We start from the raw sequence: 25,712 nt of genomic DNA, 5'->3' as shown, positions 1-25,712 counted from the left end.
CAGGGTGTGTCCCGCCCGATCCACCGTGCTGATCGGGCGGGACACACACCCTCAATGCTTCGCCAGCTGTCCGGATTTCGTCGGTCCCGGGATACGAGGTCCGCGGAGGCGGATCCACATCGTGGGCCGAAGAGACGAGCGGGTGCGCAGATGGAAAGCGATCAGTCCGACGAGGGCGCTCGCAGCGAACCAGGCCAGTTGCATGGCGAAGCCCGCGAATGGTGTGGTGTCGGAGAAGCCGGCCGCGGTCGAAGCCTGCATGGCCCCGTAGGAGGGCAGCCAGCGCACGAGCTCGCTGTCTGCCCCGATGCTGGCGATGGGGTTCTGCACGGCCATGTCGAAGCAGCTGATCATCGCGATGGCGAACATGCCCTCTACCTCACGGCGCAGCAGTGCGCCGAGGGCGACACCCAGTGCCCCGTAGGTCATCGCCGCGCCGAAAAGCGCCGCAGCGAGCAGGACAGGCTGCCGAGGCGACCAGTAGCAGCAGATGACTGCGGTGGCGTACGCACAGACCACCACCGAGGCCACCACGAGGCAGGCGATCTTCGCCAGCCCCAGCGCAACCCGGGGATATCCGGCCATCGACAGACGCCGGTCGAATGCTCCGCTGCTGAAAGTCGCCGCGAACATCATGAACCCGATAATCAGTGAGACCGCCATCATGGCGCCACTGATCTGGGCGAGCTGATTGCCGTTGGCGCGCAGCACGAGACCGGTGTCTCGAAGCCGGAACGGCACCTCGATGTCGGTGACGGCCACGCGCACCAGAGTGATCAATATGGGGACGAAGGCGGCCACCAACACCATGGCGAATCGGTTACGAGCATGCTCGATGAGGCCGTAGCGCGTAGCGATCACGAACAGCCGCACACTCCCGCTCATCCGGCGTTCTCCTGTCTGCTGTGTAGGACGCCGTTGTGCAACCGCCACACCTGATCCAGCTTGTCGGTGTCGTGGGCCAGATGCGAGACGACCAGAACCGACCGTCCGCTGTCACGGAACTCGGTGACCAGATCCCAGAAACGCAGATACGTTTCCCAATCGAATCCCTGGTATGGCTCGTCGAGCAGCAGAACCTGCGGGTCGTGCATCACCGCCAACGTCAGGTTGAGCTTCTGCCGGGTGCCGCCGCTCAGCGTCGCGACCCGCTCACCGATGTATTCGGAGAACCGGAGGATCTCCATGGTCTCCTCGGCCCGCCGCAGATCCGGAACGGCATAAGCCGCGGCGAAGAAGTCCAGGTGTTGACGAACCGTAAAGGCGTCGTTCAGGACCACCTGCTGCGGGCAGTAACCGAACCGGCCACGGTGCCGGATCGTTCCCCGGTCCGGTCGCAGCTCTCCGGAAAGGACCTTCAACAGCGTCGACTTCCCCACCCCGTTCTCACCGACGATGCCCACCAGCGTCCCCGCGGGCAGCATGATGTCGATGCCACGCAGCACCGACCGCCTGCCGTATGAGTGGTGGACGTTCTCCACTTCCATCATCGCCCCTTGCCTGCCGTCGATGCAGTGGCCCGGCATCCGTTCGCATGCTACCAAGCAGCGACGAAAACCCGTGCCGGGAAGGCTAATTCGCGGCATCGCACCGGAGAACATTCGTCGGCCGGGCACAGTTACGGAACCGCTCGCCGGTCCGGACCGACGAGGTCCGGAGAGCCGGCGGAGCAGTGAAAGTGCCCCAACCGCGGGCGGTTACGGCCTGCTAGGAGCCGAATCAACGGCGGGGTAGTAGTAGACATCACGGCGCAAGCGTTCGAAGTGCGGCGCTGCGGAAGCCGAGCTTTGCGCGTATCGATCGGCGTGATGCGCCGTGAACGCCACATCCCTCAGGTTCTCGTAGAGCGAGATGTACTCCTTCCTTCGGCCGGATAGACCGGGAAGTACGCGGAGGAGAGCGGGGAGGTAGCGGATCACCGCGTCGATCCGAGCGCGTTTCTCGGTCAGCTGGCGCTGCACCTGCTCGATGGCTTCACTCCGGGTGCACCCGGTTTCCTGACGGATGGCCCGGACCAGGTTGTAGGGGATATGGTCGGCCTCGTCCCGATCCAGTGACACCAGATCGTTCTCCACCATGCCCACCCAGGAGATAAGTTCTTCGAGACGGCGGATCACCGGGTGGTTCCGCAGCGTCGACGGCACTTCCCAATCCTGGTGTATCTCCAACACGGCGGCAGCGATGTCGAACGCACCGGCCGAGTTACGCAGCGGTAGCCAGTCGGCCGTGGTGGGGACATAGTGGTCGATGCGGTGGTGCGCTTCGCGTTCGCAGGCTTCGAACCACTCTCCGACGGTGCCCAGGAACCGCTCCTGCCATTCGATGGTGCGGCCCTCGCGCACTCGCGGCCACACACTCGCCCACGCCGTCGCGATCGCGCCGGATCGCCACGGTACCTGCGGATCCTGGCGCAGCACAGCCACCAGCCCACGCCTCAGCGCGGTGACAGCTTCCGGGTCCCCCAGCTGCGGATCATCGAACAGGTCATCCCACACGGCCAGCAGCGCGGTTATGCCGACGAAGGCCTGTTCACGGGCCGCGTCCGCCGGGGCCAAGAGCTGTTGCGCAGGCAACCGGAACACTCCCACCCACCGGTGGTTGTGGTCGAACTCGGCCGGGGAGACGATCAGGCCGGTGTCCACCATCCAGCTCCTCAGCCATTCCATGGCCTGCGGCGAGACCGACTCGGCGCCGGCCTGGGATGGTGGCGTCGAGGGTCCTGAAACGACCGGGCGAGAAGTTCGCCGGTCGAGGATGGACCGGGCGTAGGCGAGCATCACGTGGCGGGCGCGTGGGTCGGCGGGCACATCGGCAAGTCGACCGGCAGCCTGGTCCATGAATTCATCGGCCATCGCCCGCGCTTCGTCCACGGCGCCGGAGGCGATGACGAGCTCACGGGCATGTGCGGCTTGCTCCCGCGTCATTCGACGGCCCAGCAGGCGGGCAAGACGTTGGTCGCGGGCAGCCGCACGAATCACGGGCAATGTGTAGATGCCCTCGAACAGATCCGTGTTGACCGGCTTGCCCATTTCTTCGGCGGTCGAGGTCAAATCGAGGATGTCGTCACACAACTGGTAGGCCAGCCCGAACTGTCGGCCGAACTCGGCCAACGCCTCTTCTGCATCCTCGGGCCGGCCGGCCTGCATCGCGCCGACCCGGCACGCAAACGACAACAACGCCGCCGTTTTACCGTCGATCGCGTCCAGGTAGGACTGCTCACTGCGAGAAGCCACATACTCATCGGCGGCCTCGATCACCATGCCCGCGCACATCTGCTCACTCGCGATCGCCCCCGCGGAGACCTCGCGATGGCCGAGTTCGACCAGCATGCGCGTGCCCGAGGTCGTCACGCAGTCCCCAGCCAACACGGCCAGGTGCGAACCCCACACCGCGTTGGTGCTGGGGCGGCCGCGACGCTGGTCGGCGTTGTCGATGACGTCGTCGTGATACAGCGACCCCAGATGCAGCAACTCCACCCCGGCAGCGGCGCGTACCGCCCGGTCGTCGGCCGGGGTCGCGGGATCGGTGAGCAGGTAGTACGACAGCAACGTCAGCGTCGGACGCACCATCCGACGAGATGTATCCGGGCCCTCGTCGGTGAGTGCGGTCAGCTCGGGTCTGCCACGAAACTGTATGGGCCCGAGAACGTCACGGACACGGTCCAGGTCCGCATCCAGGTGCGGGAAGACAGCGGAATCGATCTCACGGGGCACGCACACGCTCCTGACTAGTGGCATCGGTCATCTACACCATTGATGCAGTTGAAATTTGACACCACAGCGCGCGGAAAATGTTGGTATCAGCCAATTTTGACGCCACCTTCACAGCCTCTGCGTCGGCAGCGCCCTACCGCGGCCCTGTCTCGGTCTCCTCGGGTTTCGCATTTCGGTCGTGAGACCCTTCCTGTCGGACTGATGCCACCTACCTGTGTTCGATCTCGACGATGTACCGGCTGCTGCGCCCCCATGGTGAGCTGCGTGCCCGCCGCCGCCGGGCCACCCATCCGGAGCGGACGAAACCCGAACTGGTTGCTCGCGGGCCGAACCAGGTGTCGTCGTGGGACGCACCCAGCCGGCCGACCCGTTCAACTCGGCCGGAACCGAAATCGGTGGCTCGAAACTGGTAGCCCGACTGCTCGTAGTGAACCCACGCAGCAACCGACTGGCCCCAGCGTGGATCCAGCTCGCGGTCGGCAAATATTCGCTGGCCGTAACCCGCCTGGACGCGGGATCATTGCTCACCTGTGTCGCTCGTTCAATTCGAGTCGAGGGGGAGCATGAGTTCACGCGCGACGGCGGTCAAGCTGGTGCTGCGTTTTTATGGCCGGGAAATGGCCTCTCGCAAGGCCACAACGATTCCGGCGCTGCTGGCGCCGGCACTCGGCAATATCTGCAATCTGTATATCGCACCGCTGATCGTCGCCATGATGGTCGGTCGGGTCGCGGTAACCGGGGATACGAGTTTCGGGGCTCTGGCTTCATATATCCTCGCCTTCGCTGGCACCCTGTTGCTCGCGGAACTGCTGTGGCGCATCGGGATTCACTGCTTGAATCGAGTCGATGCCTACGGAATCGAGCACCTGTACGTGCTTGCCATGGACGAGCTGCTCGCCAAGGACGCGGCGTTCTTCCACAACAACTTCGCCGGTTCACTGACGAAGCGCTCGCTCAGCTTCGCGGCTCGGTTCGAACAGTTCGTGGACACCCTCGCTTTCGAGATTCTGGCGGCACTGGTGCCGCTGCTGTTCGCCTCGGTTGTGTTGTGGCGCTACAACCCCGTGCTGGTCGCCGTGCTGGTGGGGATGATCGTGGTGACCGCGCTGGTCATCATGCCGTTGATCCAGCGTCGCCAGAAGCTGGTGGACGACCGAGAGGCCGCCATTGCGCTGGTTTCCGGGCATGTGGCCGACAGCCTGGCCAATATGCAGGTGGTGCGTGCCTTCGCTGCCGAACCACAGGAGGCGGCCGAGCATCAGCGGCGGGTGGCCTCCTCGCGGCGAAAGTCGTTGCGCTCCTGGGATTACGCCAACCTGCGGATAGATACGCTGGTGGCGCCGCTGGTGGCGCTCACCAACGTGATCGGCCTCCTGATCGCGTTGGGTCTCAGCGGCGGAAATACGGGGGTGGAGGCCATTGTGGTGGCATTCACCTACTACTTCAACGCCACCGGGATCATGTTCCGGTTCAACCAGATCTACCGGCGGTTGGAGACCGTGCTCACCGAGGCGGCGCAGTTTACCGAACTACTGCTGGAAGAACCGAAGGTGCTCGATACCGAACATCCGGAACCACTGCAGCCCAAGGGATTCGACGTGCGGTTCGAGAGAGTGAACTTCACGTATGGGGGTGCGCGGCAGCTGTTCCACGAATTGGATCTGCACGTGCCCAGGGGCACCAAAGTAGGCCTGGTCGGACGATCCGGTGGTGGCAAGACCACCATCACCCAACTACTTCTGCGGCTGATGGATATCCAATCCGGAACCATACGCATCGGCGGGCAGGACATAGCTCGGCTGCGGCAGGCGGATCTGCGCAGTCTGATCGCCTACGTGCCACAGGATCCGGCCATGTTTCACCGGACCCTGAGTGAGAACATCCGGTTCGCACGCCCGGACGCCACGGACGAGGAGATTCTGCGGGCCGCCAAGGCCGCGCACGTCACCGAGTTCGCGGACGCGCTGCCGCAGGGTATGGAAACGCTCATCGGCGAGCGCGGCGTGAAACTGTCCGGCGGCCAGCGTCAGCGGGTCGCGCTGGCTCGGGCCATCCTGCGGGACGCGCCTATCCTGCTCCTGGACGAGGCCACCAGCGCTCTCGACTCGGAAAGCGAATTGCTTGTGCAGCAAGCGCTCTGGGAGTTGATGCAAGGGCGTACGGCGCTGGTCGTCGCGCATCGGCTGAGCACTGTGGCCGGAATGGACCGGTTGGTGGTGCTCGACCACGGGCGAATCGTCGAGGAGGGGACACACCAGGAGTTGCTTTCTGCGGAAGGAACATACGCGCAGCTGTGGCGGTACCAATCGGGTGGATTCCTCGGCGAGGACGCGGTCGCCCATTGATCGGAGTTTGTTCGAGCGTGCACTCGATCCCGCCGTAGCACGTGGGAACTTCTCGGCCAGGTCATCGCCAGCGCACGCTGAGCGATATGCGGAGATATCGCCGATCGCCCGAGCACCGTGCAGGAACATTGCCGCGCGTGCACACCGACATTCGTCCGGTCGGTCGCCGCAGATTTTCGACCGACCGACAGTTGTCAATAGGTTCACGCATGGGTCTGTATTTCGATGTGGACACGAAATCGAGGACTGCCCCTTCAGCTCGCCGCGCCCGGCACACACTCGAACGGCTCCAAAGATCCAGTGATCACCTTTCATGCTTGGACACCTGTATAGGTTTGCTGACTCGAAAGGAACTGCGATATGAGCGCTCTGGGCACCCCACTCAAGAAGATCGTCGCCACCAGCGCGATCATCGGCGGGGCAGGCATGGCATACGTTGGCCAAGCTTCCGCCGCTACCGATCAGGAATGGGATAGCCTCGCCGCGTGTGAGTCGGGCGGTAATTGGAGTATCAACACTGGCAACGGGTTTCAGGGCGGCCTGCAGTTCTCGCCGGGCACATGGGCTGCATACGGCGGTGCCGCGTATGGGCAGACTGCCGACAAAGCCACCCGCGAGCAGCAGATCGCCGTCGCCGAGCAGGTACTCGCCGCTCAGGGCTGGGGCCCTTGGGCAGGATGCTCGGCAGCGCTCGGCCTCCGGTGAGACAGTACGCCGGTCACGGCCACCCTTGCGAGGGATGATCGGCATGACCGCGCACTGCAATGGCCCGAGATGGCCTCGGCGCGTTGCTCTTCGGACGTCCCACGCTCGCCGGTTCGGTCAGCGCGGAATGCATGAGGGGATGTTGCGGTACTGACTGCCGCGGCCGGTCTGCCGGGTCAGTTCCGCTTCAGGGTGCCGACACTCAGCGATCCGCTCGCGTCGGTCCGCGCCTTCTCCTCTGCTTCGCGGACGTAGCTGACGGGATCCTTGTCCACGGGCTGGACGCCGGCGTAGTTGCGCGCCTCGTAAGCGGCGAAGGCGACAGCCAGCTGATGGCGGCGCGCCAGCCCGGCCAGGCGGCGAAAGTCGGTGAGGCCCTCGCGTTCTTCCTCGGCCATGTGATCGCTGTTGGCCGTGTTCGCTGCCGCGACGGCCGCGTACCAGCCATCGGTGCCGACCTGATGATGCGCCACTTCGGCGATCGCATCCCTGATCTGGTTGTGGTCGTGGATAGCGTCGAGTGTCTCGTCCTCGACCCCGCCCGCGCGCCGGGCCGCGATACCCGCCTGCAGCAACGCGGGGTAGAAGATCTCCTCCTCCGCCTGCGCGTGCAACTCGAGGAAGGCGGCCAGCCTGTCCCAGATCGCGGAAAGCACCCCGGTCTCCGCGCTATCGATCTGCTCCAGGATTGCGAACAGGCGCCGCTGCTCATGGTGGTCATCGAGGATCAGCTCGGTAATGTCCACAATTCCTCCCTGATACCCACCGCAGATCAGCATCGAACGCCAGGGCAGACTGCCCGTCGGGCAGCTGGCATGTCCCTTAGGAAGCCGACGATAACGCACCTCCGAGCCGTACTGCTGCTAACGCACCGACGTGCCGCCCCGCTGCCCGCGTCCGTTGCACCGTCCAGGGATCGAGTGCCCAGCGGCAGAAGAGTGCGCTGGGCCACCAATCCGATGGTGGAGTACAGCGATGTCCACCGCTTGTCGCCGGTGCGCTTGACATTGTCACTGTGTGAAGGCCTTCACTGGCTGTCGGAGGTGGTCCCCATTAACTCGACACACAGGAATCCACAGGACATGCGACTGCTCGACGCATTGGCGGCTGGGAACTCGTCGACGCGGCTCGCGGCGGCTCTGGCAGTCGGCACGCATCCCGAGCCCGGTTTCGTCGATGCGCTCATAGAACGGTGCGCGATCGAGCCGGACTTCTATGTGCGCGACATGCTCACGTGGGCGCTGACCCGTCTCCCATCGGAGATCACGGTTCCGAAACTCCGCGCGGAACTCCGTTCCGAACGCGCGCAGGCCCGCAGCCAAGCGCTGCACACGCTGTCCAAGATCGGGGACAGGGGCGCATGGCCCGCAATCACCCGGTCATTGCTGCACGACGCCGACGACGAGGTCGCGCGGAGTGCATGGCGCGCTGCTGTCGTTCTCGTGCCCGACGGTGCGAAGAAAGGGCTGGCCGAGGAGCTGGCCTCGCAATTCGGCCGCGGTGACCGGGAGGTACGACTGAGTCTGAGCCGTGCCCTCGTCGCGCTCGGAGATGTGGTCGAGCCGGTCCTGCGAAAGGCGATGGCAAGTCACGACCCGACGGTGCGTGCGCACGTGAGCGCCACGGAACGGCTCCTGCGTGACCCGGATGCCGGATTCGACCTCGCCGTCGGTGCGGCGAGGCGGGTCGTCGCGCTCGGTCCGGACCGGGAGGAGACAACTGCGTGCTGATCGGCGAGGTGGCGCGTCGCTCGGGGGTGAGCGCCCGGATGCTCAGGCACTACGACTCCCTCGGGCTGGTACGACCGACGGGCCGCACCGTGGGTGGCTACCGGGAATACTCTCCCGAAGACATCCGGCGGATCTTCCATGTGGAGGGGCTGCGGTCCCTGGGACTGTCACTGAGCCAGATCGGACGCGCTCTCGACGGTCCCGGATTCACCCCGTCCGGACTGGTCGGCGACCTCATCCGAAAGACCGAGGAACGACTGAACCGGGAGCGAGAACTCCTCGAGCGGCTCCGTACGGTCGATGCCGCCGAGCCCGCCGACTGGCAAGACGTCTTGCGTATCGTCGAGCTCCTGCACGGACTCGGTTCGCAGAGTGCCGCCCGGCGGCAGCAGGCCGTCCTGGCCTCGGCCGAGGACGTGTCGGTGCCCGCCGAGCTGCTGGCCGAGGCGGTCCTCGCCGAATCCGATCCGAACGTTGCCGGGGCCCTGCGGTGGGCCCTCACACGGGCCGGCGGTGACGGTGTGGCCCGCGTGGCATCCGGCATGGTCTCGGAGGATGTCGAGGTCCGGCGGCGCGCGGTCCTGGCGCTCGCCGAGTTACCGGGCAACGAGGCGACCGCGGTGCTCACGGACGCGCTCGGGGACGCGGACGCGACGGTCCGTAGACATGCTGCTCTCGCACTGGGTGCGCGGGGCGTGACCCGGGCTGTGCCGGAACTTGTCGGCACGGTGGTCGAGGGGCCGAACGATGTCGAGGCGGCCGAGCTCTTGGGAACGTTGGCGCGGGACGCGAAGTGGGCAGACCGGATCATGAGAGCGCTGGTCGACGAGTTCACCGCACACACAGCGAACTCGGCGGTGCGGATACGACTGACCCAGGCGCTCGCCGAGATGCCGGGAACCATCGCGCTGGAGACCCTGCGGCGACTGGCCCACGACGATGATCGGGCCGTGGCCCTCATCGCCGCGGCCCTCGTGGAAACGCTCGAAGAACGGGACGACGAGCTAGGGCACCCCTAGAGACGCTCACCTCCCCTAGCGTCAACTTCTCGGCGGTGACCTATCGCAAGTCCCAGCCGAAATACGTCTACTGGCACAGAAGGGATTGGTTCACGCTGGTGCGGATCGCCTCCACCGTGGCGCGGAGTCGGACCTGGTGCGAGCCCTGCCAGTAGATCCGTCCGCAGGTGCGGCACTCCCGAAAGGTGTCGTAATGGCGGCGGGTGAGCGGTTGCAGCCGATCTTCGACCTCGGCTTTGGCGACCGCGACAACAGCGCCACCGCAGCGCAGGCAGCGGGTGAACGGTGCCAAGCGTCCGACGAGATCCAGCCGTCGGATCACCTCGACGATCTGATCGACCGGCTGGTCCGATCTGACGTACATGCCGTGAGTTACGTTGCGCCGCTTCAGCAGTCCACGGTCGCGGGTGAGCAGGATCCGGTGCTCGGCCGCCGACAGCTCGGCGAGTGCGGCGTCGTCGGCGTCCCACCGACAGTGCACGTCCAGGCCCATCAGCCGCATCAGCTTGGCGAGCCCGCCGAGATTGACGTCGGCGATGAAGCACGGTTCGCGCAGTGGGTGTGGACGCACCCTGGTGACCGGGCCGATGTCCAGGGTCTCGAATACGGGATAGGCGGTGATCCGATCGCCGCCGCGAGGGCGCTGGCCGAAGGTAACCGGTTGCCCGTTGACCAGAACCAGGTCGACCTCGGTGTGCGGGATGCCGGCCGCCTCGATGACGTCCTTCACGCTCTGGTGCGGACGGAACGGTCGACGCAGCACCGTGTACCGCTCGTCGGGCCGTAGGAAATCGTTCAGCTCGGCGTAGACCCGCAGGTCGACCCTCATTCGACGAATACCGCCATCGATGCCGTGAATCCGTGCAACGCATTGCGGCCGGCGATGGGACCGATCTCTCCCGCAGCGAAGATGCCCGCGAGCGGTATGCCGTCGAGCAGGTCCTCGATCAGGGCGGCGTCGTGGTTCGCGACCCCGAACATCCGGCGACCCCGTCCGCTGCAGGTGAACAGCAACGCACCCGCCGGGTTTCCTGGCAGGTCCGAGCCTACGCGGACGAGGGCCGCACGCAGATCTTCGTCCGCCCCCACCGCGTCGCGGACCTGGAACTGCACGGTCGTGCCGACCTCGACGAGCTCGCCGATCTCGAGCGCGCCGTTCGACGGGTCGGCACCGAGGAGGCCACGGATCAGGAAATCGCCCTGTCCGGGCACTGCCAGATGTTCGTCCACCACGATGCCGATCTGCAACCCGTGCGTCACCAGTTCCTGCTGGTCGGGTGGCAGCACCTCGACGATCTCGCGCAATCGCACGATCGGCGGTCGGCCGCCCAATTCGGTGATCAGCGCGCCACGCGCGCCGGTGACGATATACGGGTAGCCGATCGGTCGGCAGCCCTGCGACACGATGGGGACACCGTGCAGTCCGGGAATTCGCACGCCGACCGCGCCGGAGGTCACCACATCGTGGTCGCGGAACAGCCGGCAGCCGCCCGGCCCCCGCGCGCCGCTCACCAGCCCGCCCATCACGGTGGTACCGGGCAGATCGGTGTTCAGGTGCTCGAGCAGAATGTCGGCGGGGAACGAGAACGGGTCCGGCAGCAGCAGGTGGAAGTCGCGTGCGGCCTCGTCGAAGCGGTAGCCCGCGAGTAGCCCTCCGGTCGCCGTGCGGACGAAGTCGAGCTGGAATGTCTCGGCGGCGGGCAATCCGGCTGCCAGCCATACCGCCACCGCGGGCTCGTCCTCGATCTCACGGCGGCCGGCTACGATCGCCTGCGCCACACATCCGACGAGTGCGGGCACCCGGACCGTCTGGTGGACTCCGGCGAGTACGGCCGAGGCATCGTCGGTATGTGCTCGTGATGCCAGCAGCACAGCAAGCGACGGCGTCTCGCCCGCGATCTGATCGTGGGCGTGCGCTGCGGCTTCCGCTCCTGCCTGCCACGCTCCCGGCGCGGTGGAGAGCCCTACTCCGATCCGCACCTCTCTATCGTAGCGAACCCTACGTGAGCGTGGGTATTAGTGCTGCACAAGACATTTCATCGGAATCGGGCCAAAACGCGCCGTCGGAGCGGTGGGAGTGGGCATCGGGAGGGGATCCAGCTGGTCAGCCCGGCACCGCAGATTGCCGTCACGGGGTGAGGTTCAGGTTCTTCGTGCAGGGCTGCAGACTGGTTGGCAATGAAACTGCCCGAACTTCCTGATCTGCCCGTGCGTGGCGCGCTCGACCGCATTGTCGCGATATTGACCGAGCGTGGCGCCGCCGTATTGGTCGCGCCTCCGGGCACCGGGAAGACGACATTGGTGCCGCTGGCGTTGGCGACTCTCGGGCGGGTGGTGGTGGCCGAGCCTCGGCGTTTGGCGGCGCGAGCGGCGGCGGGGCGGATGGCCGCGCTGCTGGGTGAGTCGGTAGGGGAGACGGTCGGGTATTCGGTCCGGGGAGATCGGCGGGTCAGTGGCCGGACCCGGATCGAGGTTGTCACGTCCGGGTTGCTGGTGCGGCGGTTGCAGGGCGATCCCGAGTTGGCGGGCGCGGATGTCGTGATCCTCGACGAATGTCATGAGCGGCATCTGGACGCGGACCTGCTTTTGGCGTTGCTGCTGGATGCGCGGGCCGGCTTGCGGCCGGACCTGCGGGTGCTCGCTACATCGGCAACTGTTGCGGCCGAACGTCTTTCGGTGCTGCTGGGTAGTGCGCCGGTGTTGGAGGTGCGGGGGCGGGCCTATCCAGTGGAGACGACGTATGTTCCGTCGTTGCCGCGGGAACGGAGCGAAGCGCAGGTGGCCCGCGCCACGCGGGCGGCGCTCGTCGGGGTCGACGGCGATGTGCTGGTCTTCCTGCCCGGAGCAGCCGAAATCCGCCGAACCATGGATCTTTTGGCCGATGTAGATGTGGATCTGGTTCCATTGCACGGCAGGCTTTCCGCTGCCGGGCAGGATATTGCGTTGCGGCCGGACTCACGGCGGCGCGTCGTGTTGTCCACCGCCGTGGCCGAATCGAGTTTGACGGTGCCGGGGGTACGCGCCGTGGTGGATTCGGGGCTGGCTCGAGTGCCGCGCATCGATCGGGGACGTGGGTTGTCCGGCCTTGCGACAGTGCGGGTTTCGGCTGCCGTCGCCGAGCAACGGGCCGGGCGCGCGGGACGCGAGGCTCCGGGAAAGGTATGGCGCTGCTGGCCGGAGTACGAGAACGGCACCCTGCCTGCCTATCCGGAGCCGGAGATTCGCACGGCGGATCTGACGCGTCTCGCATTGGAGCTCGCGTGTTGGGGCACACCCGATGGCCATGGCCTCGCGTGGTGGGACGCACCGCCGCAGGGCGGATTGGCCGCTGGCCGAGATGTTTTGCGCGCGTTGGGAGCCGTGACCGGAGCGGGAGAAGTCACTGAGCGCGGGCGACATATGGCACGAGTCGGACTGCATCCCCGATTGGCACGAGCGCTGCTCGACGGCGCCGCAGAGGTCGGCACCCGGGCGGCGGCGGAAGTTGTCGCAATCCTCGACGATGACACCCTCGTGTCCGGTGTCGATCTCGTGGCCGGTCTGCGCGCGTTGCGGCGTGAGCGGCCGCCGCGCTGGCGGCGGGAGGTCGAGCGTCTGTCGCGGTTGGTCGACGCGACGGATGGCGACGACGATCCGGCTTTCGTTGTCGCACTGGCACATCCGGAGCGGCTGGCACGGCGACGTAGTCCTGGCTCGGCGAGCTATCTGATGGCGGGTGGTACGGCGGTGACCCTGCCGCCGGGTTCCGGATTGGGTGATGCGGAATGGGTGGCGGTCGCGGTGGCGACACGCGATCCAGGGCGTTCCGACGGGCGGATCCGGGCGGCCGCGGTCGCCGACGAAAAGCTCGCCCGACGTGCGGGATCGAGTCTGCTGGAGATTGCGGACGAGGTGGATTGGGTCGACGGTGACGTGGTTGCCCGGCGGGTCGAGCGATTGGGTGCGATCGTGTTGTCGGAGTTGCAGATTCGCGATCCTGATCGCCAATTGCTCAGCGCGGCAGTGCGACGCGGCCTGCGTTCGACCGGACTCACTCTGCTGCACTGGGATTCCGACGCGGTTGCCCTCCGTCAACGCCTCGACTTCCTGCACCGCACACTCGGTGCCCCCTGGCCGCGGGTCGACGACGAATCACTGCTGGCCGATGCCGACGCTTGGCTCGGCCCCGAACTCGCGACGGCGCGCCGCCGCGCCGACCTCGAACGCATCGGCGCGGGACAGGCATTGCGTCGCCTACTGCCGTGGCCCGATGCCGCGCGCATGGACGAACTCGCGCCGGAGCGCCTGCCAGTGCCATCCGGCAGTCGCGTCCGCCTCGATTACTCGGCCGACCCGCCGGTGCTTGCGGTCAAGGTGCAGGAGGTCTTCGGCTGGACGCAGACACCGTCGCTGGCCGAGGGGAGAGTCCCGATCGTGCTGCACTTGCTCTCGCCCGCCCAACGCCCCGTCGCGATCACCGCGGATCTGGCGTCGTTCTGGCGCACCGGCTGGCCGCAGGTTCGCAGTGACCTGCGCGGTCGCTACCCCAAGCATGCGTGGCCGGAGGATCCCACCAGTGTGCCCGCTCACCGCGGCACCGCCCGCAACGCCGGCTAGGTCCCGACGCGTCAGTCCGGCGAATTCGCCTCTGCCGCAATCCAGTTCGCGAGGACGGCGGCCTGGCTGTGGTCGACGTCGCGGGTGGCGGTCAACAGCGTCACCGGATGTTCGCGGGCGATGTCGCGTAGTTGCGCGACGGCGTCGCGGTGCTGAGTATCGCGCAGCTCGGCCAGATATCGGCGTCGGAACTCGGCGAAGCGCTCGGGCTGATGTCCGTACCACTTGCGCAGTTCGGTCGACGGCGCGATATCGCGCATCCACTCGTCGAGGTGCGCGTCCTCCTTGCGGATCCCGCGCGGCCAGACCCGATCGACGAGCACGCGGGTGCCGTCCGACGGAATCGGCGCTTCATAGATTCTCCGGTAGGTGATGTGCTGGCTCATCATGCTCCCGTCCTGAGCTGGTCACTTCTCCTCGCGTGGAGCTCTAGAGGTAGCTCCCATGCTAGGCGTCTGACAGTCGGCAATCATCGATTCAATCAATGATTGAATCGATGATGGGAACGTGGTTGACTGCAGTCATGGTGGAACAGGCAGCCGCGGCGGGCACGCGCGAGCGGCTACTGCTGGCGGCCGAGCGACTCTTGCTGACCGAGCGGTACGACGATGTCTCGGTGCGGGCGATCTGCGCGGCGGCCGGGGCCAATCCCGCGGCGGTGCACTATCACTTCGGCTCGAAGGAAGCGCTGGTCGCGGCATTGCTGGAGGATCGGCTCGGGTCATTGTGGGCCGAACGGCTGACCGAGGTGACAACCGCGCACGGTTCGGTGTCGGCGCTGGTGGATGCGGTGATCGAGCCGTTCGTCGGATTGGCGGCCGATCCTGTCGGGCGGCTGCACCTGCGGCTGTTGGCCCAATTCGTTCTCGGTCGGCACCCGACGATGTGGCGTCGGCACTGGTTCCGCATGGACGCCTGGGTCGGCTTGCTGCCGGAGCTGAGCGAACGCGAGAGTCGGCGGCGCTGGGGATTGGCGTTCGACCTGATCATCGTGCAGTTCGGTGGTGTCGACACCGGGGAGCGTGAGCTGTCGGACGAGGCAGTCCGCACGCTGCGGGATTTCGTGGTCGCCGGACTGACCGCGCCAGGAGAGAAATGATGAACGAAGTATTCGCACCGACCACACTCGGCCCGATCGCATTGCGCAACAGGGTGATCAAGGCCGCGACGTTCGAGGGACGAACACTGGACGCACTGGTCACCGACGAACTGATCGACTTCCATCGCGAAATCGCCGCTGGCGGAGTCGGGATGACGACGGTCGCCTACTGCGCGATATCGCCGGGTGGCCGCACCGACCGGCACCAGATCTGGATGCGCCCGGAAGCCGTTGCGGGACTGCGCGAACTCACCGACGCCGTGCACGCCGAAGGTGCCGCCGTCAGCGCCCAGATCGGCCATGCGGGGCCGGTGGCCAATGCCGCATCCAATCGCGCACCGGCACTGGCGCCGAGTCGAATGTTCAGCCCACTCGGTATGCGCCCGATGCACGTTCCGGACTTGTCCGAAATCGCCACGGTCATAGCTGATTACGCGAATGCTGCGCGGCTCGCCGAGCAGTCGGGTTTCGATGCGGTCGAAATCCACTTCGGCCACAACTATTTGGTGAGTTCGTTCCTGAGCCCGTTACTGAACCGGCGCAAGGATCGTTACGGCGGTTCCCCGGCCAACCGCGCCCGGCTCGCCCGCGAGGTCGCGGTAGCGGTGCGCGAAGCTGTCGGCGACCGCTTGGCCGTCACCGCGAAGCTGAATATGGAAGACGGTGTGCGCGGCGGCCTATCGCTCCCGGAGTCACTGCAGGTGGCCGCCTGGCTGGAATCGGACGGCGCACTGGATGCCTTGGAACTCACCGCGGGCAGCTCGCTGCTCAATCCGATGCTCCTGTTCCACGGTGCCGCCCCACGCAAGGAATTCGCGAAAGTCCTTCCCGCTCCGGCACGCTGGGGGTTCCGCCTGATGGGCCGTGCATTCCTGCGCGAGTACCCATACCGCGATGCCTACCTACTCGAACGCGCCCGTCAATTCCGCAGCGAACTATCAATGCCATTGATCCTATTGGGCGGCATCACCGACCTCGACACAATGCGCACGGCAATGGCCGAGGGTTTCGAATTCGTCGCCATGGGTCGGGCCCTCCTACGCGAACCAGACCTCCTGCTCCGAATCCAAGCCGACCAGAGCACCCGATCGGCATGTATCCACTGCAACGAATGCATGCCGACTATCTACACCACCACCCGCTGTGTCCTACGGGTCGATCCCACCCCTGCCGCCGGTCACTGACCGCAGGCAGGGCGGTCAGGATCCACCAGGTGCGCGACCGATCACCATTGAGCGACCACACATGACAGACATTCGCGGGCGGACTCGAAATCGTGCTGGCCGCGGATTCGTCCGACTGCCCGACCGACTGGGATGACGCCGGTAGAGCCATGAGAGCCCCGGTCTCGGACTAGGTTCGGCGGACCCGGGGCGAGGTGTTCGGACCCGGCGATATCGATGGAACAGATTGGGATACAGCGATTTTCGCGCCATTGATCGGCGCGATCACCGCAATTTACGCAGCAGTGCTACAACTTGTAACCGATCTGGCGCAGCAGCTGTCTGCGGTCTTCCTTATCGCCGGGGCCTTCGACGCCGAGCGGTGTAGCCCCGTCGACAACTCCGATGATTCCGCGTCCCGATTCGGTCACGGCAAGCAGCACCTCGACCGGATTGGCTGTGGCACAGAAGATTCCACAGACCTCGGGGACCTGCTGCACCGCATTGAGCACATTGACCGGATAACCCTCACGCAGGAAAACGATGAACGAATGCCCCGCGCCGACTGCGGCGGCATTCTTGGTGGCGAGCTCGGTCAGCTCGTCGTCATTGCCGGAGGTCCGGACCAGCCGTAGCCCGGAAGCCTCACAGAATGCCAACCCGAAACGCAGATGCGGACTGATCCCGACCAATGCCTCGTGCAGGTCCTCGACCGCCTTGATGAAGTGGGCCTGTCCGATGATGACATTGAGATCGTCCGGTTTATCGATGTGCACCGAAGTCAGCTCCATCGAACTATCCTGCGCCGCGTTCGAGTCTGTGCGCCAGGGCGACACGCCCATCCCTTCAAGACGCGCAGTACCCCTGGTACCAGGAAAAGTGGGTTATGTCGGGTTCGTCGAGTACTTTCTGAGGCGATGATCACAAGGAGTTCGCGGATGAGGGCGGCAGTACGCAGTCCTGGACGGCCGGCCGCGGCGAGCGCGCACTTGACGGTGTACATGCCTGTTGACCACGCTGTAAGCCGTTGTCACTGTTCGGGTTCGGCGGTGCCGCCGCGGTTGCGGTGGGCGCTCGGTGTCGATGCCAAGTACGGTGTCGGGATGCCGTGTTGACATCGGAACCTGGGCGAGTTCGAAACGAGAATGTGTCGAAGTATGTATTTTGAGCTATCCGGGCGCCTGCGAAAAGCGGTAGCCGGTACCGCGCTGGCCGGACTCCTCGTTGTGGCCGGATGCGGCACCGACGCCGACAAGCACTCCGCGGAGCCCAGCATCACCGCGGCCGCCGCACATACGGACCAGCAGCATCTATCGATCACCGTGCCGGGCACGCTGGCCGCCGGTTTCCAGGAACTGCAGTTGAGTGTGCGCGGCAAGCTGGGCATGGCGATCATGGCGGTCGGCGGCGAGAAGATGGTGACCTTCGGCGATTGGACCAGCGGACCCGCCTGGTCGACGATGAAGGTGCCGCTGGTCATCGCTTCACAGCGGAAGAGTTCGACGAGCTCGAGCTACGCGGCGACAGCGGCGATCACCCAATCCGATAACACCGCGGCCGATACGCTCTGGCAGTCCCTCGGCACCGGCCAGGAGGCGGCCAAAGCGGTCGAGGCCGTGCTGCGCGAGGGTAGCGATACCAAGACCACGGTGCCCGCCACCAAGACGCGCTCGGACGTCTCCGCATTCGGCCAGGCGGATTGGGCGCTCACCGAACAGGTTCGGTTCGCCTCCCGGCTGCCATGCCTACCGCAGAGCTCGGATGTGATCGATCTGATGGAACAGATCACGTCGAGTCAGCGCTGGGGCCTCGGCGAACTCAAGGGCGCGGAATTCAAGGGCGGTTGGGGTCCCGACACCTCCGGCGCCTATCTGGTCCGCCAATTCGGTCTGATCGAGGGCCCGGCCGGTCAGGTCGCGGTCGCCATTGCCACCCAACCCGATTCGGGCACCCTCGCCGACGGAATAAGCATCCTGGATCGGTTGGCCACGGTCATCTCCCAACACCTGGACGAACTCTCCGGCGGCAGCTGTTCCTGATCGGCTGTGGTCCGGCCAGGTGTGCGTGCCCTTGATCGGGTAACGGCCACAACCGGCATCGGCCGTCGATCCTGAGCATCGTCAAGCGACGTGCGCGCACACTTGACCGGGTAACGGCGGCACCCGAGAATCCCGACGTACCGGGTGAGGTCGCAGGACCACGGCCGGGTCGTGGCCGCGAGGTGGAGGTAAACGGGGTGGACGAAACGGAGTCGCGGGCCGGTACGCGATTCGGACCCTACGAATTGCGTGCGTTGCTGGGCCGCGGCGGGATGGGGGAGGTCTACGAGGCGTACGACACGGTCAAGGACCGGGTGGTCGCGGTCAAATTGCTGCCCATTGCGCTGGCCGGCGATCCGCGGTTCCAGCAGCGGTTCCGGCACGAATCCCGGGTTGCGGCACGGCTGGCCGAACCGCATGTCATCCCGATTCATGACTGGGGCGAAATCGACGGAGTGCTCTATATCGATATGCGGCTGGTCCGCGGCAGCGATCTGCGCTCGGTGCTGCGCGACAAGGGGCCGCTGAGCCCCACCCGTGCGGTCGGCATCATCGAACAGGTCGCGGCCGCCCTCGATGCCGCGCATGCCGAGGGTTTGGTGCATCGCGACGTCAAACCCGCCAATGTCCTGGTCACCCCTTCGGATTTCGCGTACCTAGCCGACTTCGGCATCGCCCGCTCCGAGCGCGACCCCAGCGTCACCGCGACCGGCCAAGCCATCGGCTCCTACAGCTACATCGCGCCGGAACGATTCGACACCGCCCCGATCGGCGGCACCGCCGACGTCTACTCCCTCGCCTGCGTGCTGTTCGAATGCCTCACCGGCACACAACCTTTCCCGGCCGACGGAATGAGTTCGCTCATCCGAGCCCACCTTTCGGCACCACCGCCCCGCCCGACCACCAAACGAGCCGGACTGCCCGGCGCACTGGACGAGGTCATCTCCCGCGGCATGGCCAAGGAACCCGCCGACCGCTACCCAACGGCCGGTGCACTCGCCTCGGCAGCCAGAGCCGCAGTATCGGGCACATCTTCCATACCGAACTCGGACCTGCCCACCGCCCAGATCTCCAAGCACCCACAACCCGCCCCAGCGACCATCATCTTCCCGACCTTCGGACCGGAATCGACGGCTGCGCGCCAATCGCCGAGCCGGCCGCAGCAGTCTGGCGGGTCGCAGTCGGCGGGTCCGCATGCAGGTGGGTCGCAGCAGTTGGGCCGGTCGCAGCCGACAGGCGGGCACCAGTCTGGTGGGTCGCAGCAGTCGAAGGGCCCGCTGCAGGCAGGTGGCCCGCCCCGGGCGGGTGGTCCGCTGCAGTCTGTTGGGTCGCAGCAGCCAGCTGGTCCGCAGTCGCCAGGCCGGGTGCAGCAGGCGGGCGATTCACAGCAGTCGGGAGGGCCGCACCAAACAGGTGACCAGCAGCAGTCGAGCGGGCCGCGGCAGACCGGCGGTCCGGCCTCGGCGAGCGGACCGCAACAGATCACCGGACTCGAGCCGACGCTCGTGCGGCGGCACTCGTCGGATCCGATGCGCCGCGATATTCCACCGCATGACGCGACCACCGAGGCACTGTCGAGAACCGTCGGCATGCCGATGCCCCAATCCGACGCACCATATCCACCGGATCCGACACCCATTCCTGCGCGTCGATCGATGCGCATCGTCTGGATCGGCGCGTTGCTCGTGGTCCTGGCGATCGGTGGGATTGTCGGCTGGCAGGTGCACAACGCAAGCGAACATTCCGGTCAACCGACGACCACGACCATGCCCGCACACCTGCCCGCCGGTGCGAAACCGTGCGCTCAGCTGTATCCGGCGCTCGGCCGTTTCACCTCGTCCGCGATCGGCACCACCGTGACCAGTTGCGCCTTCGCCGAGGAGGTGCGCAAGGCGTACGCGAATGGCGGTGACAGCACCATTACCGATCGATCGGTTATGGCGCACAGCCCGATCAAGAATCGGGATTACCAGATGAATTGCACGGCCGGTGACCAATTCGCAACCTGTAGCGGCGGCGAGAACGCCATCGTCTATGTGTATTGAGTCATAGCCGTTACCCGGTGTTCACGGGGGTGCGACCGCGCGATCGCGCGAAGCGGTGCAAGATATGCGCCATGCGTATCGGAGTCTTGACCGGAGGCGGCGACTGTCCAGGACTGAACGCGGTCATCCGTGCCGTCGTTCGCACCGCGAACGGACGCTATGGGGACGCGATCATCGGCTTCCAGGACGGCTGGCGTGGTCTACTCGAAGACCGAAAGATCACCATTCAGAACGACGATCGCACCGACCGCCTGCTCACCAAGGGCGGCACGATGCTCGGCACCGCTCGCACCAACCCCGACAAACTGCGTGCCGGGCTGGACCAGATCAAACGCACCCTCGACGACAACGGGATCGAGGCACTGATCCCGATCGGCGGCGAGGGCACGCTCACCGCCGCGAGTTGGCTGTCCGACGAGGGCGTCCCGGTGGTCGGGGTCCCGAAAACCATCGATAACGACATCGACTGCACCGACGTAACTTTCGGCCACGACACCGCGCTGTCCATCGCCTCCGAGGCCATCGACCGGCTGCACACCACCGCGGAATCGCATCAGCGCGTCATGCTGGTCGAGGTGATGGGCCGCCACGCGGGCTGGATCGCGATCAACTCGGGCATGGCGGCCGGCGCGCACCTCACGCTGGTTCCCGAGGTGCCCTTCGACGTGGACGCGGTGTGCTCGATGATCAAGCGCCGCTTCCAGCGCGGCGATAAGCACTTCATCTGCGTGGTTGCCGAGGGTGCGCACCCGGCCCCCGATTCGGGATTCGCGCTGCGCGAGGGCGGTATCGACGAATTCGGCCACGAACGGTTCACCGGTGTCGCACAGCAGCTGGGCACCGAGATCGAACGCCGTATCGGCAAAGAGGTCCGCACCACCGTGCTCGGTCACGTCCAGCGCGGCGGCAGCCCGACCCCGTACGACCGGGTGCTGGCGACCCGGTTCGGTCTGCATGCCGCCGAAGCCGTACATGCCGGACAATTCGGCCAAATGGTTGCTCTGCACGGCACTTCCATCGATCTGGTTCCGTTGTCCGAGGCCACCAAGCAGCTCAAGCGAGTGCCCGAGGAGCGCTACCGCGAAGCCGAGGCATTTTTCGGCTGATTCCGGCGGTTGTTGCGCAATCGAGACCTGCCGAATTCTTTGTCGCACAGCTACTCTGGTCGTCGTGGCTCAACTCCAGGTATCCGACCTGCCCACCGATGCTGTCGCCGTGTTCCGCCGCCGTGCTCGCATCGCGGGCATATCGATCGAAGCTCAGGTCCGTCAGGAACTGATCGCAATGGCGCGTCGGCGAACTTCCGTGGACACGATCGTGGAATTCCTGGAAGCCCAGGGCCGCGATCTGACCCCGCAATTCGACTCCGATGCGGTAACCCTCATCCAGGTCTACGATCTGCCCGCCGATGCCCTCGGCATGTTCGGCCGCCGCGCCCGCGCGGCCGAACTCCCGCTCGGTGCCTACGTCCGCCGTGAACTCCTCGCCATCGCGCGCCGCGGCGGCATGTCGGACGCAGTGCTGGAATTCCAAGAGGCACAAGAGGAAGACCCCACCATCGAACTCGATATGGACGCGATCGCCGCCGCAGTCCGATACGCCCGCGGGGCGTGAAGGTCGGCCCCCTGCGGTCCGCTGGCGGAATGCTGGAACGGTCATTGTCCAGGTCGAGAGAGGCGATTGTCGGGGGCGGTGAGCACGGCGTGAGGATCGCCCCGGATTCCGCTGGCGCGGAGGGCAATACACCTGCTGAGGCGACGTTGACCGGGCCGAATGGCAGCGACTACCGGGCCGGTTCGGTACGCGCGCGGGGGTGCGGATAGCCGCGCAGCGTTCTCGGTTCGCCTCGCCGGGATGGTGCGGAATTACTGGCGATCCGAACTCCGGTGCGAGCCCAGGATTGCTGATCGCAATTACTGACCGGCGTTCGATCTTCGAAACAGGCGCGGCCGTGAGCTCATGTAGGGTCGCTGGGCAGTCCAGCGCTGCTGGGCGGCAATCGCCCACGATGCTGCTGGATACTTCGAGAGCGCGATCGCGGTATCGGAGGATGGCAGTAATGCCGGGCGCCATGGGTGTCCGAGTTCGTCCGATATGGCGTGCGGATCGGTAGTGTTGCGGCATGCGCACTGGGCGATGGCTCGTCTCGGTTCTGATCCTGATCGTTGCGTTGGTGGTGGGGTGTTCGTCATCGGATAAGGGCCAGACCCGGTCGTTGACCGGGGATTGGCACGGATCCATCGAGGTGCCCGACGCTCCGCTGGCGGTGGGGGTGAGTTTCGCCGATAACGGCAGCGCCACCATCGATATCCCGTCGCAAGGTGTGAACGGCGCGGAGCTGAAAGGTGTTTCCGCCGAACCGGATCGGGTGGCGTTCGCGATTCCGAACACTCCGGGTGATGCGGCGTTCGAGGGCAAATTCGACAAGGGGGCCAACCGGATCAGCGGTGAGTTCCGGCAAGCGGGCCAGAGCCTGCCGTTGACGCTCGAGCCCGGCAAGATCGGAACGTCCGCGCATCCGCAGGAGCCGAAACCGCCGTACCCCTACCGTTCCGAAGACGTCACCTACCGCAACGGCGATATCACCATCGCGGGCACACTGACCCTGCCCGCGGGCAACGGCCCCTTCCCGGCAATCCTGATGATCTCCGGCAGCGGCCCCCAGGACCGCAACGAAGAACTCATGGGCCACAAGCCTTTCCTGCTACTGGCCGACACCTACACCCGCGCGGGTTATGCCGTACTGCGTACCGATGACCGCGGCGTCGGCGGTACCAGCGGCAAACTCGACGACGCAACTTACAACGATCTCGCTGGTGATGCGGCCGCCGGCGTGCGCTTCCTACGCGCCCGCCCGGATATCGATCCGGCCCGCGTCGGACTGTTCGGCCACAGCGAGGGCGGCTACCTCGCACCCCTGGTGGCATCCCGGCCCGACAGCGGAGTCGCCTTCGCGATCCTGATGGCGGGCCCCTCTGTACCCGGCTGGGAGGTGCTGATCGAGCAGAACCGCGCACTGCTCAGCGCGGCGGGCGCACCCCAGTCCCGGATCGATGATCAGGTCACCTACATCACCGACTGGACCAACCTGATCCGCTCCGGTGACCTGGCCGCCGCCAAGGCCCTCGCCTACCGCCACAACGAATCCCTCCCGCCGGACCAGCGCGCCTCCGCGGAAACCCTCGACGCCTACAACACCACGTACATGGCGTCCTTCATCACCTACGACCCGGCCCCCGCGCTCTCCGCCCTGCGCATCCCAGTCCTGGCCTTCTTCGGCACCAAGGACATGCAGGTCCTCGCCACCCAGAACGAACAACCGATGCGCGACCGCCTGGGCGCCGATCCGGACGCCACCGTCCACGTCTTCTCCGGCCTCAACCACTTCATGCAACCCGCCAATTCCGGCCTGCCCAGCGAATACACCACCATCGAAACCACCATTGCCCCCGACGTCCTCACCTACACAACCACCTGGCTCGCCCAACACACCCAACCCCGCTGACCGAACCGCCCGGTCAGAGCGCTACCGCACATCCAGTGCGCTCCTCGCAGAAGCTCCACATTCTGCGAGGAGCGCACTGGTTATGCGACGGCTCAGCGGTCGCCGGGCCGACGGGGTCGCGAGAGACACGACGGGTGCTGACCGCTTGGCGGGGGCGGCGGGCGGGTCAATAGACTGATCGCTATGAGTGCACCCACCGTCGACTTGATGGACTATGCCGATGTCATCGACCGGTTCGACCCGGTGCTCGGCATGGAGGTTCACGTCGAGCTGAACACCGCGACCAAGATGTTCTGCGGTTGTCCGACCGAGTTCGGCGCGGAGCCGAACACCCAGGTGTGCCCGGTGTGCCTCGGTCTGCCGGGCTCGCTGCCGGTGGTGAACGAGCAGGCCGTGGCGTCGGCGATCCGGATCGGGCTGGCCCTGAATTGCGCGATCACCCCGTGGGGCCGGTTCGCGCGCAAGAACTACTTCTACCCGGACCAGCCGAAGAACTACCAGATCAGCCAATACGACGAGCCGATCGCCACCAACGGTCACCTCGACGTGGTCCTCGACGACGGCAGTACCTTCCGTGTCGAGATCGAGCGCGCCCATATGGAGGAGGACACCGGCAAGTCCACCCACATCGGTGGCTCGACCGGCCGCATCCACGGCGCGAGTCACTCGCTGCTGGACTACAACCGGGCCGGCGTGCCGCTCATCGAGATCGTCACCAAGCCGATCACCGGTGCTGGGGAGCGGGCACCGGAAGTGGCGCGCGCCTACGTGACCGCGCTGCGTGAGGTCCTGAAGTCGCTGCAGGTCTCCGACGTCAAAATGGAGCAGGGCTCGCTGCGCTGCGATGCCAACGTTTCGCTGATGTCCATCGGCGCAACGGAATTCGGCACCCGCACCGAGACCAAGAACGTCAACTCGCTCAAGAGCGTCGAGGTCGCGGTCCGCTTCGAAATGCGCCGCCAGGCCGCCATTCTCGCCGACGGCGGTTCGATCGTGCAGGAGACCAGGCACTTCCATGAGAGCGACGGCACCACCTCGCCCGGTCGCCGCAAGGAGACCGCCGAGGACTACCGTTACTTCCCCGAGCCGGACCTGGAACCCGTTGCGCCCGCGGCGGGTTGGGTAGAGCAGCTGCGCGGCACGATCCCGGAGTACCCGTGGCTGCGCCGCGCGCGCATCCAGTCCGACTGGGGGCTGTCCGACGAGGTCATGCGCGACCTGGTGAACGCAGGCGCGCTCGATCTGATCATCGCGACCGTCGATGCGGGCGCTCCGGTCAACGAGGCCCGCTCGTGGTGGGTCGCCTACCTCACCGAAAAGGCCAAGGAGCGTGAGGTATCCCTGGAGGAACTGCCGATCACGCCCGCCCAGGTGGCCGAGGTGATCAAGCTCGTCGAATCGAAGACGGTGAACAACAAGGTCGCCAAGCAGGTCGTCGACTTCGTGCTGGCGGGCGAGGGCGATCCGGCGAAGATCGTCGAGACCAAGGGCCTCGGCATGGTCAGCGACGAGACCGCGTTGCAGGCCGAGGTGCAGAAGGCGCTCGAGGCCAATCCCGATATCGCCGAGAAGATCCGCTCGGGCAAGGTGCAGGCCGCGGGCAAGATCGTCGGTGACGTCATGAAGGCGACGCGCGGCCAAGCCGACGCGGCTCGCGTGCGTGAGCTCGTGCTCCAGGCCTGCGCCTGAGTTCGGTCCGCACCGGCGGTTTCCCAACGAAGCCAACGTGAAGTGGGCGGGTCCGTAAAGGACC

General features: G+C 66.0%; 20 protein-coding genes and 2 pseudogenes. 14 read left to right on the top strand and 8 right to left on the bottom strand.

Going from position 1 to position 25,712, the window contains the following annotated elements; all coding sequences use genetic code 11:
* Positions 1-51: 51 nt before the first annotated feature.
* The 3 genes from ON44_RS23370 to ON44_RS23360 all read right to left on the bottom strand — a co-directional run bounded on the left by ON44_RS23370 (position 52) and on the right by ON44_RS23360 (position 3,713).
* The gene (locus ON44_RS23370; RefSeq protein WP_051182363.1) at positions 52-885 is read right to left on the bottom strand and encodes an ABC transporter permease; all 834 of its coding nucleotides are present in this window, start codon (positions 883-885) and stop codon (positions 52-54) included.
* A complete protein-coding gene (locus ON44_RS23365; protein WP_245567293.1) occupies positions 882-1,526 on the bottom strand; it encodes an ABC transporter ATP-binding protein in 645 nt (214 codons plus the stop codon). Before ON44_RS23365 ends, ON44_RS23370 begins: the two co-directional genes overlap by 4 nt.
* A 171-nt stretch (positions 1,527-1,697) precedes the next feature.
* Positions 1,698-3,713, bottom strand: a complete 2,016-nt coding sequence (locus ON44_RS23360; protein WP_040693590.1) for a polyprenyl synthetase family protein — start codon at positions 3,711-3,713, stop codon at positions 1,698-1,700.
* 200 nt (positions 3,714-3,913) lie between these two features.
* Here ON44_RS23360 and ON44_RS51340 point away from each other — a divergent pair.
* The 3 genes and pseudogenes from ON44_RS51340 to ON44_RS23350 all read left to right on the top strand — a co-directional run.
* Positions 3,914-4,063: pseudogene (locus tag ON44_RS51340) on the top strand (IS3-like element IS1141 family transposase); the annotation flags it as partial.
* Between the two features lie 213 nt (positions 4,064-4,276).
* On the top strand, positions 4,277-6,058 hold the full coding sequence (locus tag ON44_RS23355) for an ABC transporter ATP-binding protein (protein WP_245567292.1): 1,782 nt from the start codon (positions 4,277-4,279) through the stop codon (positions 6,056-6,058).
* A 360-nt stretch (positions 6,059-6,418) separates the two neighbouring features.
* Positions 6,419-6,757 (top strand): annotated as a pseudogene (locus ON44_RS23350) (transglycosylase family protein); the annotation flags it as partial.
* 182 nt (positions 6,758-6,939) lie between these two features.
* On the opposite strand, the gene ON44_RS23345 reads toward ON44_RS23350, so the two are convergent.
* Positions 6,940-7,509 (bottom strand): hemerythrin domain-containing protein, encoded by a 570-nt coding sequence (locus ON44_RS23345; RefSeq protein WP_040693587.1) that lies wholly within the window; start codon positions 7,507-7,509, stop codon positions 6,940-6,942.
* 336 nt (positions 7,510-7,845) lie between these two features.
* Between ON44_RS23345 and ON44_RS23340 the strand changes: the two genes are divergently transcribed.
* Both ON44_RS23340 and ON44_RS23335 read left to right on the top strand, forming a co-directional pair.
* Positions 7,846-8,493: a HEAT repeat domain-containing protein gene (locus ON44_RS23340; protein WP_245567291.1), complete on the top strand. Its 648-nt coding sequence runs from the start codon at positions 7,846-7,848 to the stop codon at positions 8,491-8,493.
* Positions 8,487-9,512, top strand: coding sequence for a MerR family transcriptional regulator (locus ON44_RS23335; protein WP_040693584.1), 1,026 nt, complete (start codon positions 8,487-8,489; stop codon positions 9,510-9,512). Before ON44_RS23340 ends, ON44_RS23335 begins: the two co-directional genes overlap by 7 nt.
* Before the next feature lie 67 nt (positions 9,513-9,579).
* Here the strand turns inward: ON44_RS23335 and ON44_RS23330 are convergent, their stop codons facing one another.
* Together ON44_RS23330 and ON44_RS23325 are read right to left on the bottom strand one after the other, a co-directional pair.
* The gene (locus tag ON44_RS23330; protein ID WP_040693582.1) at positions 9,580-10,341 is read right to left on the bottom strand and encodes a Mut7-C RNAse domain-containing protein; all 762 of its coding nucleotides are present in this window, start codon (positions 10,339-10,341) and stop codon (positions 9,580-9,582) included.
* Positions 10,338-11,492 (bottom strand): FIST signal transduction protein, encoded by a 1,155-nt coding sequence (locus ON44_RS23325; RefSeq protein WP_040693579.1) that lies wholly within the window; start codon positions 11,490-11,492, stop codon positions 10,338-10,340. Before ON44_RS23325 ends, ON44_RS23330 begins: the two co-directional genes overlap by 4 nt.
* A gap of 198 nt (positions 11,493-11,690) precedes the next feature.
* On the opposite strand from ON44_RS23325, the gene hrpB reads away from it, so the two are divergent.
* A complete protein-coding gene (gene hrpB, locus ON44_RS23320; protein ID WP_174415122.1) occupies positions 11,691-14,108 on the top strand; it encodes an ATP-dependent helicase HrpB in 2,418 nt (805 codons plus the stop codon).
* Positions 14,109-14,119: 11 nt separating this feature from the next.
* Here the strand turns inward: hrpB and ON44_RS23315 are convergent, their stop codons facing one another.
* Complete coding sequence (locus tag ON44_RS23315; RefSeq protein ID WP_306306508.1) at positions 14,120-14,497, bottom strand: DUF488 domain-containing protein; 378 nt, start codon at positions 14,495-14,497, stop codon at positions 14,120-14,122.
* Positions 14,498-14,631: 134 nt separating this feature from the next.
* Here ON44_RS23315 and ON44_RS23310 point away from each other — a divergent pair, with 134 nt between their 5' ends.
* Positions 14,632-15,207: a TetR family transcriptional regulator gene (locus tag ON44_RS23310; RefSeq protein WP_040693577.1), complete on the top strand. Its 576-nt coding sequence runs from the start codon at positions 14,632-14,634 to the stop codon at positions 15,205-15,207.
* Positions 15,207-16,391 carry an NADH:flavin oxidoreductase gene (locus ON44_RS23305; protein ID WP_040693575.1) on the top strand — a complete coding sequence of 395 codons (1,185 nt, stop codon included), beginning with the start codon at positions 15,207-15,209 and terminating at the stop codon, positions 16,389-16,391. The genes ON44_RS23310 and ON44_RS23305 overlap by 1 nt, the downstream gene beginning before the upstream one ends.
* A 287-nt stretch (positions 16,392-16,678) precedes the next feature.
* On the opposite strand, the gene ON44_RS23300 is transcribed toward ON44_RS23305, so the two are convergent.
* Entirely contained in the window at positions 16,679-17,161 is a 483-nt protein-coding gene (locus ON44_RS23300) for an adenosine-specific kinase (RefSeq protein WP_040693573.1), read from the bottom strand.
* Between the two features lie 366 nt (positions 17,162-17,527).
* Between ON44_RS23300 and ON44_RS23295 the strand changes: the two genes are divergently transcribed.
* The 6 genes from ON44_RS23295 to gatB all read left to right on the top strand — a co-directional run bounded on the left by ON44_RS23295 (position 17,528) and on the right by gatB (position 25,648).
* Positions 17,528-18,409, top strand: coding sequence for a serine hydrolase (locus ON44_RS23295; RefSeq protein ID WP_051182361.1), 882 nt, complete (start codon positions 17,528-17,530; stop codon positions 18,407-18,409).
* A gap of 197 nt (positions 18,410-18,606) precedes the next feature.
* Positions 18,607-20,454, top strand: coding sequence for a serine/threonine-protein kinase (locus ON44_RS49515; RefSeq protein ID WP_040693634.1), 1,848 nt, complete (start codon positions 18,607-18,609; stop codon positions 20,452-20,454).
* A gap of 71 nt (positions 20,455-20,525) precedes the next feature.
* Positions 20,526-21,560, top strand: a complete 1,035-nt coding sequence (locus ON44_RS23285) for an ATP-dependent 6-phosphofructokinase (RefSeq protein ID WP_040693633.1) — start codon at positions 20,526-20,528, stop codon at positions 21,558-21,560.
* A gap of 64 nt (positions 21,561-21,624) precedes the next feature.
* Positions 21,625-22,068, top strand: coding sequence for a hypothetical protein (locus ON44_RS23280; RefSeq protein ID WP_040693571.1), 444 nt, complete (start codon positions 21,625-21,627; stop codon positions 22,066-22,068).
* A 508-nt stretch (positions 22,069-22,576) separates the two neighbouring features.
* Positions 22,577-23,959: an alpha/beta hydrolase family protein gene (locus ON44_RS23275; RefSeq protein ID WP_040693569.1), complete on the top strand. Its 1,383-nt coding sequence runs from the start codon at positions 22,577-22,579 to the stop codon at positions 23,957-23,959.
* A gap of 183 nt (positions 23,960-24,142) precedes the next feature.
* Positions 24,143-25,648: an Asp-tRNA(Asn)/Glu-tRNA(Gln) amidotransferase subunit GatB gene (gene gatB / locus ON44_RS23270; RefSeq protein WP_040693566.1), complete on the top strand. Its 1,506-nt coding sequence runs from the start codon at positions 24,143-24,145 to the stop codon at positions 25,646-25,648.
* Positions 25,649-25,712 lie beyond the last annotated feature (64 nt).

The sequence above is a fragment of the Nocardia vinacea NBRC 16497 genome, assembly GCF_000308835.1.
Lineage (GTDB): Bacteria > Actinomycetota > Actinomycetes > Mycobacteriales > Mycobacteriaceae > Nocardia > Nocardia vinacea.
Note: the sequence above shows the minus strand (reverse complement) of the source record. Positions and strands in the feature narration are given on the sequence as shown.